Here is a 13,807-nt window from a genome sequence, read left to right on the forward strand (position 1 = left end):
ACATGACCACGGACCTGAAGGACGACCCGGTTCCCGCTCCGGAGCCGCAGCCGCCCCTGCTGAGCGTCGAGGACCTGCACGTCCGGTTCCGCGTGCGGGACCAGGACGTGCACGCGGTGAACGGGCTGTCGTACACCCTCGCCGAGGGGGAGACGCTCGCGATCCTCGGCGAGTCGGGGTCGGGAAAGAGCGTCGCGGCGCAGGCCGTGATGGGCATCCTGGACGTTCCGCCCGCGCGCGTCGAGCGCGGGTCGGTCCGCCTGCGCGGCGAGGAGCTGCTCGGCCTGCCCGAGCGGCGGCGCCGCGCCTACCGCGGCGACCGCATCTCGATGATCTTCCAGGACGCGCTGACCGCGCTGAACCCGGTCTTCACGGTCGGCGACCAGCTCCGCGAGATGTTCCGGGTGCACCGGGGCCTCGGCCGCAAGGAGGCCACGGGCAGGGCCGTCGAGCTGATGGAGCGGGTGCGGATCCCCTCGGCCGCCGAGCGGCTCGGCGACTACCCGCACCAGTTCTCCGGCGGCATGCGGCAGCGCATCATGATCGCGATGGCGCTGGCGCTGGAGCCGGATGTGCTGATCGCCGACGAGCCGACCACCGCGCTCGACGTGACCGTGCAGGCCCAGATCATGCGGCTGCTGGCCGGGCTCCAGGACGAGCTGCGCATGGGCATGGTGCTGATCACCCACGACCTCGGCGTCGTCGCCGGCGTCGCCGACCGGATCGTCGTCATGTACGCGGGGTCGGTCGCCGAGCAGGCGCCCGCCCGGGAGCTGTACGCGCGGCCCGCCCACCCCTACACCCGGGGCCTGCTGGCCTCGGTCCCGCGGCTGGACCGGCGCGGTGGCCCGCTCGTGCCGATCAAGGGGGCGCCGCCGAACCCGGCCGCGCTCCCGCCGGGCTGCCCCTTCCAGCCGCGCTGCCCCCGCGCCGAGGCGCTCTGCGCGGCGGAACGGCCGCCGCTCGTCACCGTCGCGCCCGGGCACGAGGCCGCCTGCCACTTCGCCGAGGAGGTGCACGGTGCCGGAGCCGAGTGAGGACCCGATCCTGCGGGTGGAGGGGCTCGTCAAGCACTACCCCGTGACCCGCGGCGTCGTGGTCAAGCGCGCGGTCGGCCAGATCAGGGCCGTGGACGGGGTGGACCTGGAGCTGCGGCGCGGCGAGACCCTCGGGATCGTCGGCGAGTCCGGCTGCGGGAAGTCGACGCTGGCCAAGCTTCTGCTCGCGGCCGAGCGCCCCACCGCCGGGACGGTCCGCTTCGACGGCCGCGACATCTTCGCGCTGCCGAAGCCGGAACTAAGGGCGCTGCGCCGCCGCGTCCAGATGGTGATGCAGGACCCCTACTCGTCGCTCAACCCGCGGATGACGGTCGGCGACATCGTGGGGGAGCCGTTCGCCGTCCATCCCGAGGTCGCGCCGAAGGGCGAGCGGCGCGGCCGCGTGCGGGAGCTGCTCGAGCTCGTCGGCCTCGACCCCGAGCACGTCAACCGCTACCCGCACCAGTTCTCCGGCGGGCAGCGCCAGCGCGTCGGCATCGCCCGCGCCCTGGCGCTGCGGCCCGACGTCATCGTGTGCGACGAGCCGGTGTCGGCGCTGGACGTGTCGGTCCAGGCGCAGGTGATGAACCTGCTCGCCGAGCTGCAGCGCGAGCTCGGTCTGGCGTACGTGTTCATCGCGCACGACCTGGCCGCCGTCCGCCACATCTCCGACCGGATCGCCGTGATGTACCTGGGCAAGGTCGTCGAGACCGGCGACGAGGCGCAGATCTACGAGCACCCCACCCACCCGTACACGCAGGCGCTGCTGTCGGCCGTCCCGGTGCCCGACCCGGACGCGCCCGGCTGGGCGGAGCAGATCAGGCTGGAGGGCGAGCCGCCGTCGCCGCTGGACCCGCCGTCCGGCTGCCGGTTCCGCACCCGCTGCTGGAAGGCGCGCGACGTCTGCGCGGAGCAGGTGCCCGCCCTGGAGGAGCGGGACGGCTCCGCCCACCCCAGCGCCTGCCACTTCGCGGCGGAGGCCGCCCTGACGGACCTGACGGAGCAGGCCTGAGGTGTCGCCGGCCGCGCGTGCCGGAGTCCGTAGGGTGGGGGCCATGGCACGCAAGGGCAGGCACGGCCCCCGTCCGCGAACCTACGAGATCGCCGGCGGGGAGGCCGAGCTGCTGCGCGACGCCGACCGCGACGGCGGCTGGATGCTGCTCGTCGACGGCGTCCCCCAGTCGTACGTGGACCTGTCCGACCCCACCTACCTCGACTTCGAGTACATGCGCCTGATGGGCGACGTGGTCGACTCGCTCGGCCTGGCCGGGGAGGCGTTCGACGCGGTCCACGTCGGCGGCGCCGGGTGCACGCTGCCCCGCTACATCGCCGCGACCCGGCCGGGCTCGCGGCAGGTGGTGCTGGAACCGGACGCGGAGCTGGTGCAGGTCGTCCGGGAGCAGCTGCCGGTCAAGAACGTCCCCGGCCTGCGGATCCGGATCACCGACGGGCGCTCGGGGATCGCGGCCCTGGCGGACGAGGCCGACGACCTGGTCGTGATGGACGCCTTCGCCGGGGCGTCGATGCCGCCGGAACTGGCGACCCGCGAGTTCGTCCTGGACGCCGCGCGCGTGCTGCGCCCCGGCGGCGTCTACCTGGCCAACGTCGCCGACGGCTTCCGGCTGCCGTTCGCCCGCAGGGTGACCGCGACGGTCCGGTCGGTGTTCCGGCACGCGCTGCTGATGGGCGACCCGGGCGTGCTGCGGGGCCGCCGCTTCGGGAACCTGATCGTGGCCGCGTCCCGGGAGCCGCTCCCCGCGGCCGAGCTCACGCGCCGCGCCGCGGGCGGCGGCGTGCGCGCCCGCGTGCTGGACGGCGGCGACCTCGCGGCGTTCTGCGCCGGCGCCGCGCCGCTGCGCGACGGCGAGGAGATCGTCGCGCCCGTCCCGCCGCCGCAGGTCTTCGGGAGGTCCTGACCGAGCGCGGCCCCCGGACCCGACGACCGACAAGGAGCAACGATGATCCTCGTGACCGGGGCGAGCGGCACGCTCGGCCGGCCCGTCACCCGCCTGCTGGCCGAGGCCGGCGCGGACGTGCGCGCGCTCAGCCGCCGCGCCAGGGAACCGGAGGCCGCGGTGACCTGGTGCAAGGGCGACCTGGTGACCGGTGAGGGCGTCGAGGACGCTCTCGCCGGCGTCGAGACGATCGTGCACTGCGCCAGCGACCCGCTGCACGCCAAGCGGGACCTGCCCGCCGCGCGGACCCTGATCGAGGCCGCGCGGCGGCAGGGCGCGCCGCATCTGCTCTATATCTCGATCGTCGGCGTCGACAAGATCCCTTACAGGTATTACCGGATCAAGTACGCGGTGGAGCGGGCGATCGAGGAATCGGGCCTGCCGTACACGATCCTGCGGGCCACGCAGTTCCACACCCTGCCGGCCGCGGTCTTCGCGGCGCTCACGAAAATCCCGGGCGTGGTGCTGCTGCCGAGAGGGCTGCGGGACCAGCCCGTCGACGTCGGCGAGGTCGCCGGGCGGCTGGCCGAACTGGCCCTGGCCGCCGGGCCCGCCCGGCGCGTCGACGACATGGGCGGCCCGGAGGTGCTCACGGTCGAGGAGATGATGCGGGACTACCTGAGGGCGCGGGGGCTGCGGCGTCCCGTCCGGGTGCCGGTTCCGCTTCCGGGCCGGGCCGCGCGGGGCTTCCGGGAAGGCCATCACCTCGTGCCGGACCGCGCCGTGGGGAAGCGGACCTGGCATCAGTTCCTGACCGAGACCGATACGCAACGGTAAGGGACGGATTCCCGGCCCGTATCGGCCTCATCGGGCCCCGCCATGTCCCATAATCGAGCGATGGAGTCGTCCACCCGAATTCTCATTCTCGGCATGGATTCGTCGGGGATAATTCTCCAGTTCGACCGCAACGCCGCCGCGGTTCTGTGCCCGAATGGGGACGCCCTGCTGGGCGCCAGGCTGGACGAGGTGATCCCCGGCGCGCGCAGGCCGCTGCTGGAGGCGCTGAGGGCCGGGCGGGAGCGCACCGCCATGCTCGCCGTGGAGTCCCCGGTCGGCGGCATGCTCGACGCGGTCGTGACCGTCCACCCGATGAGCGGCAGCGCGCCCGAGATCGCGGCGCTGGCCGTGGTGAAGGTGCCGGTTCCGCTCGCGGACCGGTTCGTCGACCCGGCCGTCATCCGCCGAGCCCTGCTGGACGACGCGCTCCCGCGTATCGGCTCCACGCTCGACCTCGAATTGCTGGCGCGCGGACTGATGGACGTGCTCGTCCCGCACTTCTGCAATTCCGGCGCGCTGATGCTGCTGGAGAGCCACATCGACGCCGACGAGGGGCCGCAGGGCCCCGACGGCCCGCAGCTGCGCCGGATGGCGATCGGGTTCGACGACCGGGACCCGGCCTGGGACGCGACGTTCCCGACCGGCGAGTCCCTCGTCTACCCGGAGGGGACCCCGCACGCGCTGTGCCTGGAGTCCGGCGAGCCGGTGCTGCGCGCGCTCGGCGGGGAGGGCGCGGCGCGGCTCGCCTCCTCGTGGCGCCGTCCCCCGGTCGCCGAACTGCTCAAGGGCGCCTCCATGCTGCTTCTGCCGATCACCTCGGCGGTGGGCGTCCTCGGCTTCTTCGTCTGCACCCGCAACGTCGCGCACCGCCCCTTCGACGCCTACGACGTCGAGATCGGGATGGAGTTCGCCAGCCGGGCGGCCATCTTCGTCGAGAGCGCCCGGCAGTACTCGCGGGAGCGGGCCACCGCGCTGACCCTGCAGCGCAGCCTCCTGCCGACCGGGCTGTCGGCGCCGTCGCCGGTGGAGGTGCACCACCGGTACCTGCCGGGCAGCCGGCTCATCGAGGTCGGCGGCGACTGGTACGAGTCGATCGCGCTGCCGGGGGCGCGGGTCGCGCTGGTGGTCGGGGACGTGGCCGGGCACGGCGTGAAGGCCGCCGTCACGATGGGGCGGCTCCGCACCGCCATCCACACCCTCGCCGGGCTGGAGCTGCCGCCCGCCGAGGCGCTGGAGCGGCTCGACTCCCTGATGCGGACGCTCGGCGAGCGCGAACCCCACTTCGCCACCTGCGCGTACGTCGTCTACGACGCGGTCAGCGGCCGGTGCGAGGTGGCGAGCGCCGGGCACCTGCCGCCGCTGCTGGTCCCGCCCGGCACCGCCTCGGAGTACCTGCCGGTCCCGCCCGCGCCGCCGCTTGGCGTCGGCGGCCAGGGACCCATCGTCAGCCGCGAGTTCACCGTCGAGGACGGGACGCTGCTGTTCCTGTACACCGACGGGCTGGTGGAGAACCGGGCCCGCGACATCGACGACGGCCTGGCCCGGCTGCGCGCCACCTTCGGGCCCGGCGCAGCCGCCCGCCCCCTGGAGGACCTGTGCCAGGCGGCCCTCGACGGCGTCTACGACGACCAGCACCGCGACGACATCGCCATGCTGGTGGCGCGGCTGGCGCGGATCCCGGCCGACCGGCACGCCTCCTGGGAGCTGCCCGCCGAGCCGGCCGCCGTGCGCCGGGCGCGCGGCCTCATCCGCGACCGGCTCGCCCGCTGGGGCCTGGAGGACATGGCCTACACCACCACCCTGCTGGCCTCGGAGCTGATCACCAACGCCATCCGGCACGCGGGCGGCCGCATCGGGTTGCGGCTGGTGCGCGAGGGCGGGCTGGTCTGCGAGGTGTTCGACTCCTCCGACGGGCGCCCCCGGATCCGGCACCACGACGAGGAGGACGAGGCGAGCGAGTCGGGCCGTGGCCTGCACGTCGTGGGGCGGCTCGCGCAGCGCTGGGGCGTGCGCCGCACCAAGAACGGCAAGGTGGTGTGGTGCGAGCAGCCGCTTCCCTGAGGGGCGGCTAGCGCAGCACCGAGATGTGGACGTGGTCGTAGTGGTTCTGGGTGATGCTTCCCCGGTCCTCCATCGGCCGCCATCCGCCGCCACGGACGTTCCAGATGTGCTGCTTCCAGATGACGTAGGAGATCCCGAGCCGCCGGGCGTTCGCGACGGCGTACCGGGCGACCTGGTCGCCGTGCCGCTGGGCGCCGGCGCTCGGCGCCCGGCCGCCGGTGCTCTCCATGAAGTCGCAGGCGCGGCCGTCGCCGTGGTCCTGCGGATCGCCGGTGGAGCGGTGGCAGCCGATCACGGGGAAGGGCCCGAACATCCCGGCGATCTCCAGCAGCGCGGTCCGCATCGTGGGCGTCATCGCGTTGCCGGTGATGGGGGAGCGGTCGCCGGACGCGCCGTCCGGCCGCCCGGTCACCCGCGGGGGGCTCTTGCGCGGCGCACGGCCGGTGGTCTTCGGCGCCGCCAGCGCCGCCACCTTCGTGCCGCGCGGGAGGATCTTCCTCAGGCGTCTCGCCAGCGCCGCGGTGTCGGCCTTCGGGGCGCTGATGACGAGGCCGTTCCCCTCCGGCAGCCCCAGCGCGCGGGCCTGGGCGCGGGACACGACGGCGTCGACGTCGCCGATGCCCATGGAGGCGTAGGCGCCGACGCGGATTCGCGCCGGGTCGGCACTGCGTCCCGCCGGGACCACCGCGCCGAGCGGCAGCGCCCCGTCGCGGCCCTGCTCGAACGACACCGCCAGACCGCCCGACGCGACGGTCTGCCAGAGCTGGTCGGAACCGGCGGTGGGCTCGGGCGCGAACGCGCGGAACCCCGACGGGTCGACGCCGAGCAGGCCCATGCGGCGGCCGCCGACCCTCGCCCGCGCGGCGTCCACGACCGCGACCCCGGCGACGCCCTTCAGCCCCTTCGCCCGCTCGACGGCCTGGGGCGGCAGCGAGGACGTCCCGGCGACCAGCAGGTGCGGTGTGTAGCGGCGGGTCAGCGGCGCGACGGACGGCGTCCGCGGCGCTTCGGGGACCGACACCAGGTTCCCGGGCCGGCGGGGCCCGCCGGCGGTCCGGTCCCGCGCGAGCACGGTGACGTCGGCCGCGAGGGTGAGCACGATCCCGGCCGCGATGACCGCGGAGAGCGCCCCGCCACTGCGTCGCATCCGTTCCCGCCCCCGTCTCCGGTCAGTCCCACCAGAACGACCAGTTGGTCTTGCCGCGGATCTCCTCGGCGTACCCGGCGAGGGTGCCGGGCCCCTGGAACAGGATGTCGGGGCAGAAGGCCCAGTGCTCGGCCGCGACGTGCACGGCGTGCCGGGTGCTCACGGGCGGCGCGGCCACGCTGAGCTCCAGGGTGTTGAAGCCGAGCGCGACGACGCGGGCGCCGAAGCGGTCCTCCCAGCTGCGCAGGACGGCCGAGAGCGGCGCCGTCCACTCGTTGTGGTTCAGGGCGCCCTGCCAGCCGACGGCGGCGAGCGCGTCGGCGCCGCGTTCCACCGCGACCAGGCCGAGCGACAGGCCGCGGGCGGCCAGGGCGCGGGCGTGCCGGTCGGCCATGGCGCCGGGGTCGTCGAGCGGGACGCCGGCGGGCGCGGGGCCGGGGCAGTGCCGCCCGTAGGGGGCGAGGTCGTCGTGGTCGTCGTCGGCGGCCTGCTCGGCCCAGTCCGCCCACACCTCGTACATGAACGCGTGGGGGTGGTAGTTGCCGATCTCGGCGACCGGCTCGGGGGCGATCTGGCCGGCCGCCCAGGGCTGGTCGGACTCGTCCATGAGCAGCGGCCACAGGCCGGAGCGGGGGTGCTCGGCGCGGAACCGCGCCCACGTCTCGCCGCCGGCGGGCTCGTCGCTCAGCCAGAACGCGGGCCGCAGGAGGACCTGCCGTTGCGGGTACCCGGGATCGGGCCAGACCAGATCCCCGTCGGGCAGCGGAACCGACAGCGTCCGGACGGGCGCGCCGTCCCCGGCGCCGCCGTCGAACAGCTGCGGCAGATCGCCCGGCAGGTGCCGGACCTCCACATCATCCATTTCACGCCGTTCCGGTACAGAGCATGCCAGTGGCGATCGTAACGGCGGCGGGGGCCGCCCGGGAGGTGAGCCGTGCGGTTCGGCCGTCGGGCCGGGCGGCCCCGTGGGGGTCAGGGCTCGCGGCGGCCGCGGAGCAGCAGGTCGATCAGGACGGCCACGGCGGCGAGGCCGGTGACGGCGCTGACGGCGATCTGGATCCAGCCGTCCCCGAGGACCGGGTTCGACAGGACGTTCACGCCGATGAGGATGCAGATCAGGGTCCAGCGGGTGGAGTTGCTCACGGGAGGCGCCTTTCAGGTGAGGGAGGGAGGGGGTGCGCCGGCGCAGCACGGCGCGCGCCGGGAGGAGGATCGCGGCGGCGCCGGATCCGGCCACGCCGAGGAGGATCACCGCGCACGTCACGGGCGGGACCGAGGGCAGGGGGAGGCCGGTCACGCGGGCCGCGAACGCCGTCAGGGTCACCGCCGCGATGAGGGCGCCGGCCGTGATCCCGGTGCCGAGCACGATCGCGGCCTCGAAGCGGAGCATCCGGAGGACCTGGCGGCGGGTGGCGCCCACCAGCCGCAGCAGCGCGAACTCGCGGCGCCGCGCCGCCGTCGCCAGCGCCAGCGTCGTGACGAGGCCGATGAGGATGAAGCCCGTGATCGCCGCGACCACCAGCAGGCTGACGAAGCCCTGGAGCCTGATCTCCTGGGAGAGGCCCGCCTGGAAGGCGTCGGGGCTGAGAACCGTGGCCCCGGCGTAGGCGGCGGTGACCGCGCTCAGGTCCGCCCGTCCGCGGACGAGGACGCGGTCGTCGAGCGGCGAGGCGGAGTGCGCCGCCACGAGGTCGCGGGGGAGCAGCACGTCGCCGAAGCCGAGGCCGCGGTCGTAGACGGCCACGACGCGGGCCCGGATCCGCGTCCCGTCCGCGAGCCACAGCGACGCGGTCGCGCCGACGCGCAGGCCGCCGGCGACGTCCCGGCTGAGCGCGACGGCGTCGCCGCGCAGGTCGCCCAGGCGGCCGGACGACACCCCCGGGTCCAGCGCGGCGGCGGCGTCCGCGCCGACGCCGCTGCCGTTCAGTGAGCGGAGGTTCTTCTCGCCCAGCTCCTTGACCGCCATGACGACGGTGGTGCGCTTGACCGGCGTCGCGGCCGTCACGCCGGGGACGCGGCGCGCCGCCTCGGCGACGCCGGACGGGAGCCCGGGGCCCGCCGCCACGACGATCTGGTCGGCGCGGTTCCCGTCCTGCGCCTGCGTCCGCGCCGCGTGGGCGACGGTGGACTGCGCGAAGAGCTGGACGCCCGCGAACGCGACGGCCAGGGCGACCGGGGTGATCAGCGATCCGGCGCGCAGGGCGGCGGCGCCGGCCGCGTGCTGGGCCATCCTCCCGGCCACCGGCGAGGCGGCCCGGGCGGCGCGGCCGAGCACCCGGTTCCCGGCCCGCGCCACCAGCGGCCCGAGGAAGGCCGTGGCGACGACCAGCGAGATGACCAGGCCGCCGATCGAGGCGTTCGCGGCGGCGCCCGTGGCGCCCGCCGAGAAGCCGAGCGCGTTGAGGCCGGCGACGAGGAAGGCGGCGCCGGTGACGACGCGCCAGCGGGGCAGGCGCGGGTTCTCGGCGGCGGCCTCGCCGAGCGCCTGCACGGGCCGGATCCGCGACTGCCGCAGGGAGGCGAGGAACGCGGTCGCGGTGGCGGCGACCAGCGTGACCGCGACCGCCGCGAGGACGGGCAGCGGTCCGAGCGCGAGCCCGAAGCCGTCCGGCAGGACGCCCTCGCGGACCATCGCGGCGTGCATCGCGGCGCCCGCCCCGAGGGACAGCGCGCCGCCGGTCAGCGCGGCCGGCGCCCCGACCCGCAGCGTCTCGCGCAGGAGGCGCCCCCGCACCTGCCCCGGCGTCGCGCCGACCGCCCGCAGCAGCGCGAACTCGCGCGCCCGCTCCCGCACCGACAGCACGATCAGGCCGCCGACGACCACGAGCGCGGTCAGCACGGCGACGCCGCCGAGCGAGGCGGACAGCTCCACGATGTCGGGGCGCGCGGCGGCGACGGCCGGGTCCTCGGCGTCACCGCGCGCCGCGCCGGAGGAGACGGCGAGCCCGGGAACGGCCCCGCGGAGCGCGTCCTCGTCGGGGTCGCCGAGCACCGCGAGGGCGTCGGCGAAGCCTGGGCGCCCGTCGAGGGCCGCCGCCGTCGCCCCCGTGAAGAACGCGGCGTCGGGGCCCTCGGCGACCAGCCCGGACACCCGGTAGGGACGGGCCGGCCCGTCGACCTGGACGCGGACCACCGCCCCGGGCGCGGCGCCCGACGACCGGCTCAGCACGACCTCGTCCGGCGCACGCGGAGCGCGGCCCGCGCTCAGCCGGTAGGGCCGCAGCGCGGCGGACTCCCAGCCGTGGCCCGCCACCGGCCGCCCCGAGGAGAGCACGGCGGGGAAGGACACGTCCGCGACCACGTCCCGCACGCCCGGAACGGCCCGCAGCCTCGCCGCGGCCGCGACCGGCACGGGGGCGGGCTCGGTCAGGGGCCGGCTCTGCTCCTCCGGCTCGTCCGCGAACCTCCCCAACCGGTCCGTGACGCTCCGCGGGCCGGTCACGACCGCCGCGGCGGCGCCGAACCGCTCGACCGGCGCGTGCGCCCGCAGCGCCGACTCCAGCAGCACCCCGCACGCCCCCACGAGCGTCGCCGCGAACGCCAGCGCCACGAAGATCCCGGCGAACGCCCCTCCGCCCTTCCCTGCTCCGCGCTTCACAGCGTCTCCCAGCGGGACATGACCGCGGACGCGGTCGGGGAGGCCAGCTCGTCGACGATGCGGCCGCGGCTGAGGAACAGCACCGAGTCGGCCCACACGGCGGCCATCGGGTCGTGGGTGACCAGGACGACCGTCTGGCCGGTCAGGTCGGCGGCCTCGCGCAGCATCCGCAGGACGTCGCGTGCCGTGCGCGGGTCGAGGGCGCCGGTCGGCTCGTCGGCGAAGACGACCTCGGGGCGGGTGATCAGGGCGCGGGCGAGGGCGGCGCGCTGCTGCTGCCCGCCCGACAGCTCGGCGGGGCGGTGCCGCAGCCGGTCCGCAAGGCCCACCCGACGGACGATCTCCTCCAGCCGGGCCGGGTCGGGCTCCGCGCCGCCGAGCCGCAGCGGGAGCGTGATGTTCTGCTCGACGTCCATGGACGGGACCAGGTTGAACGCCTGGAACACGAACCCGATCCGCTCCCGGCGGAGCCGCGTCCGCTTCGCCTCGCCGAGCCCGCCGATGTCCACGCCGCCGATCCGGACCGTGCCGCCGCTCGGGCGGTCGAGTCCGGACGCGCAATGGAGGAACGTGCTCTTGCCCGACCCGGACGGCCCCATCACCGCGGTGAACCCGCCGCGGCGGAACGTCCAGGTGACGCCGTCCAGGGCCCGCACGGCCCCGTAGGACTTGGTGACCGCGTCCAGGCCCACCGCCTCCGCGGTCGCCTCGGCCGTCATCGTGGTCATGGTTCCCCTCCGTGGAATGCCGCCTCTCACCTGGACGAACCTAGGTTCCGCGGGGGTCCGGGCACATGGGCGCGCACTCCCTAAACGGTGGTGTAGCGGGCTACACCACCGGCCTGGGGGCGCACCCGGGTGCGCGGGGTGCCGACGTCGCTTACGGTGTGCTGCGAGGTGAGATGAACAGACTGCTGAGACGCAGCGCGGAGGCGACCGCCGAGCTGGTGGGCGCCCTGCGCACGGGCCTGCCCGCGATGGCCGGGCTCGTCCCGCTCGCGGCGGGGCTGGTCCTGTCGTTCCTCCTGCTGCCGTGGCTTCCGTCGGCCGTCAAGCCCCTGCGGGCGCTCGCGAACGCCGAACGGCGGCGGGCCGGACGCGTCCTCGGCCGTGAGATCCCCGAGCCGTACCGGCCGCCCTCCGGCGAGGGGTTCGGCGAGGCGCTGCGCCTGCTGCGGTCGCCCTCCACCTGGCGGGACGCGGCCTGGATGGCGGCGCACGGGCTCACCGCGCTCGCGGCCGCCGCGGTCGCGGTCGCGGTGTGGCCGGCCATCCCGTTCACGCTCTCGCTGCCGCTGTGGTGGTGGGCGGCGCCCGAGGGCTCCCAGGCGGCGTTCATCACCCTGGACAGCTGGCCCAAGGCTCTGACGATGCCGTTCCTCCAGGGGGCGCTCGACCTGGGCATCCTGCTGTGGCTGGTGCCGCGGCTCCGGCGCTGGCAGGCCGGGCTCGCCGAGGCCCTGCTGTCGCCCACCCGCCGCACGAGCCTCGCCGAGCGGGTCGAGGAGCTGGCCGAGACCCGTGCCGAGGCCCTGGAGGCGCACGGCGCCGAGCTGCGCCGCATCGAGCGCGACCTGCATGACGGGACGCAGGCCCAGCTCGTCGCCGCCGCCCTGCGGCTCGGCCTCGCCGACCGCCGCTTCGACGCCGATCCCGGCGCGGCCCGGACGCTGTTCCTGGAGGCCAGGGAGGGCGTCGAGGAGGCGCTCACGCAGCTGCGGACGGTGATCCGCGGCATCTATCCGCCGATCCTGTCCGACCGCGGCCTGGCCGGGGCGCTGCGGGCGCTCGCCGCCGGGCAGCCGATCCCCGTCGAGCTGGACGTCGAGGACGGCAGGGCGCCCGCCGCCGTCGAGGCCGCCGCCTACTTCGTCGTGGCCGAGGCCCTCACCAACATCGCCAGGCACAGCGGCGCCCGGCACGGGTGGGTCGCGCTCCGGCGCGAACCCGCCCGCCTCACGATCAACGTGCGGGATGATGGCAAGGGCGGGGCCGACCCGGACCGGGGCAGCGGCCTGGCGGGCATCCGCCGCCGGGTGGCGGCGCTCGACGGGACGACCCGCCTCCACAGCCCCGACGGGGAAGGGACGACGCTTCAGGTGGAGCTGCCGTGCGGATCGTGATCGCGGAGGACAGCGTCCTGCTCCGCGAGGGCCTGGCCATGCTGCTGGACGCGGGCGGCCACGAGGTGGTCGCCGCCGCGGGCAGCGGCCCCGACGTGCTGCCCGCCCTGCTGGAGCACCGCCCGGACGCCGCCGTCCTCGACGTGCGGCTGCCGCCCGGGTTCCGCGACGAGGGCCTGCGCGCGGCGATCGAGGCGCGCCGGCGGCTGCCGGGCCTGCCGGTGCTGGTCCTGTCGCAGTACGTCGAGCAGACCTACGCCGCCGAACTGCTCGCCGGCGGCGCCGGCGGCGTCGGCTACCTGCTCAAGGACCGGGTCGGCCGCGTCGACGAGTTCCTCGACGCCCTCGACCGCGTCGCCGCCGGCGGCACCGCCCTGGACCCCGAGGTCGTGTCCCAGCTGATGACGTCCCGGCACGACCCGCTCCAGGAGCTCACGCCGCGCGAGCGCGAGGTCCTCGGGCTGATGGCGCAGGGCCTGGACAACGCCACGATCGCCGCGACCCTCGTCATCACCGAGCGGTCGGTGAGCAAGCACATCGGTGCCGTGTTCGCCAAGCTCGGCCTCCCGCCCACCGACAGCGGGCACCGCCGCGTGCTCGCGGTCCTGGCCTATCTGAACTCGTGAGGGTCCGCCGGGGCGCCCGCGCCCTCCTGCTGGACGGCGACGCGCTCGTCCTGCTGCGCCGCACCGTGCCCGGCCGTCCCGTCTATTGGACGACCCCGGGCGGCAGGATCGAGCCCACCGACGCCTCCGCCGAGGCCGCCCTGCGCCGCGAGCTGGACGAGGAGCTCGGCGCGACCGCGGGGCCGGTCCGGCAGGTCTTCGCGTGCGCGGAGCAGGGCCCCGGGCCGCACCGGCTCAACACCTTCTACGTCTGCCGCCTGGTGACGATGGACCTCTCGCGCCGGCACGGCCCCGAGTTCGACGACCCCTCCAAGGGCCGCTACGACGTCGACCGCTTCCCGTGCACGCCCGCCGCCCTCGGGAACCTGGACCTCGTCCCGGAGACGCTCACCGCCTACCTGGGCGACCACGCCGGCGACCTCCCCGGCCTCGTTCCCTGACGGCCGTGCCGCCGGCGAGACCGCGAAGGCCGCCGGCCGGTATG

The 13,807-nt window shown here is 75.8% G+C and carries 11 protein-coding genes; 8 read left to right on the forward strand and 3 right to left on the reverse strand.

The genetic code is table 11. The features are described from left to right. Window positions 1-2: 2 nt before the first annotated feature. The 5 genes from BKA00_RS06450 to BKA00_RS06470 all read left to right on the forward strand — a co-directional run bounded on the left by BKA00_RS06450 (window position 3) and on the right by BKA00_RS06470 (window position 5,830). Window positions 3-1,037 (forward strand): ABC transporter ATP-binding protein, encoded by a 1,035-nt coding sequence (locus tag BKA00_RS06450; protein ID WP_185024039.1) that lies wholly within the window; start codon window positions 3-5, stop codon window positions 1,035-1,037. After that, window positions 1,021-2,049, forward strand: a complete 1,029-nt coding sequence (locus BKA00_RS06455) for an ABC transporter ATP-binding protein (RefSeq protein WP_185024040.1) — start codon at window positions 1,021-1,023, stop codon at window positions 2,047-2,049. The genes BKA00_RS06450 and BKA00_RS06455 overlap by 17 nt, the downstream gene beginning before the upstream one ends. A 43-nt stretch (window positions 2,050-2,092) precedes the next feature. Then, on the forward strand, window positions 2,093-2,953 hold the full coding sequence (locus tag BKA00_RS06460) for a spermidine synthase (protein ID WP_185024041.1): 861 nt from the start codon (window positions 2,093-2,095) through the stop codon (window positions 2,951-2,953). A 42-nt stretch (window positions 2,954-2,995) separates the two neighbouring features. Further along, on the forward strand, window positions 2,996-3,769 hold the full coding sequence (locus BKA00_RS06465) for an SDR family oxidoreductase (RefSeq protein ID WP_185024042.1): 774 nt from the start codon (window positions 2,996-2,998) through the stop codon (window positions 3,767-3,769). A 93-nt stretch (window positions 3,770-3,862) separates the two neighbouring features. After that, on the forward strand, window positions 3,863-5,830 hold the full coding sequence (locus BKA00_RS06470) for an ATP-binding SpoIIE family protein phosphatase (RefSeq protein ID WP_185024043.1): 1,968 nt from the start codon (window positions 3,863-3,865) through the stop codon (window positions 5,828-5,830). 7 nt (window positions 5,831-5,837) lie between these two features. On the opposite strand, the gene BKA00_RS06475 is transcribed toward BKA00_RS06470, so the two are convergent. From BKA00_RS06475 to BKA00_RS06485, 3 genes are read right to left on the reverse strand one after another with little or no spacing between them, the layout of a single operon-like run. After that, window positions 5,838-6,977: a VldE C-terminal domain-containing protein gene (locus BKA00_RS06475; protein WP_185024044.1), complete on the reverse strand. Its 1,140-nt coding sequence runs from the start codon at window positions 6,975-6,977 to the stop codon at window positions 5,838-5,840. Window positions 6,978-6,999: 22 nt separating this feature from the next. Next, window positions 7,000-10,575, reverse strand: a complete 3,576-nt coding sequence (locus BKA00_RS06480) for a DUF4253 domain-containing protein (protein ID WP_185024045.1) — start codon at window positions 10,573-10,575, stop codon at window positions 7,000-7,002. Next, the gene (locus tag BKA00_RS06485; protein WP_221493034.1) at window positions 10,572-11,303 is read right to left on the reverse strand and encodes an ABC transporter ATP-binding protein; all 732 of its coding nucleotides are present in this window, start codon (window positions 11,301-11,303) and stop codon (window positions 10,572-10,574) included. The genes BKA00_RS06480 and BKA00_RS06485 overlap by 4 nt, the downstream gene beginning before the upstream one ends. Before the next feature lie 173 nt (window positions 11,304-11,476). On the opposite strand from BKA00_RS06485, the gene BKA00_RS06490 reads away from it, so the two are divergent. From BKA00_RS06490 to BKA00_RS06500, 3 genes are read left to right on the forward strand one after another with little or no spacing between them, the layout of a single operon-like run. After that, window positions 11,477-12,697: a sensor histidine kinase gene (locus BKA00_RS06490; protein ID WP_185024046.1), complete on the forward strand. Its 1,221-nt coding sequence runs from the start codon at window positions 11,477-11,479 to the stop codon at window positions 12,695-12,697. Next, on the forward strand, window positions 12,685-13,323 hold the full coding sequence (locus tag BKA00_RS06495; protein ID WP_185024047.1) for a response regulator transcription factor: 639 nt from the start codon (window positions 12,685-12,687) through the stop codon (window positions 13,321-13,323). Before BKA00_RS06490 ends, BKA00_RS06495 begins: the two co-directional genes overlap by 13 nt. Further along, window positions 13,320-13,763, forward strand: coding sequence for an NUDIX hydrolase (locus BKA00_RS06500; RefSeq protein WP_185024049.1), 444 nt, complete (start codon window positions 13,320-13,322; stop codon window positions 13,761-13,763). The genes BKA00_RS06495 and BKA00_RS06500 overlap by 4 nt, the downstream gene beginning before the upstream one ends. The last annotated feature ends 44 nt before the right edge of the window (window positions 13,764-13,807 follow it).

Origin of the sequence: Actinomadura coerulea (genome assembly GCF_014208105.1) — a bacterium.
Taxonomy (GTDB): domain Bacteria; phylum Actinomycetota; class Actinomycetes; order Streptosporangiales; family Streptosporangiaceae; genus Spirillospora; species Spirillospora coerulea.

Coding starts and splice junctions, on each gene's coding strand:
- BKA00_RS06475 (WP_185024044.1), bottom strand. CDS start 6,977: ATGCGACGCAGTGGCGGGGCGCTCTCCGCGGTCATCGCGGCCGGGATC.
- BKA00_RS06465 (WP_185024042.1), top strand. CDS start 2,996: ATGATCCTCGTGACCGGGGCGAGCGGCACGCTCGGCCGGCCCGTCACC.
- BKA00_RS06460 (WP_185024041.1), top strand. CDS start 2,093: ATGGCACGCAAGGGCAGGCACGGCCCCCGTCCGCGAACCTACGAGATC.
- BKA00_RS06490 (WP_185024046.1), top strand. CDS start 11,477: ATGAACAGACTGCTGAGACGCAGCGCGGAGGCGACCGCCGAGCTGGTG.
- BKA00_RS06470 (WP_185024043.1), top strand. CDS start 3,863: ATGGATTCGTCGGGGATAATTCTCCAGTTCGACCGCAACGCCGCCGCG.
- BKA00_RS06450 (WP_185024039.1), top strand. CDS start 3: ATGACCACGGACCTGAAGGACGACCCGGTTCCCGCTCCGGAGCCGCAG.
- BKA00_RS06485 (WP_221493034.1), bottom strand. CDS start 11,303: ATGACCACGATGACGGCCGAGGCGACCGCGGAGGCGGTGGGCCTGGAC.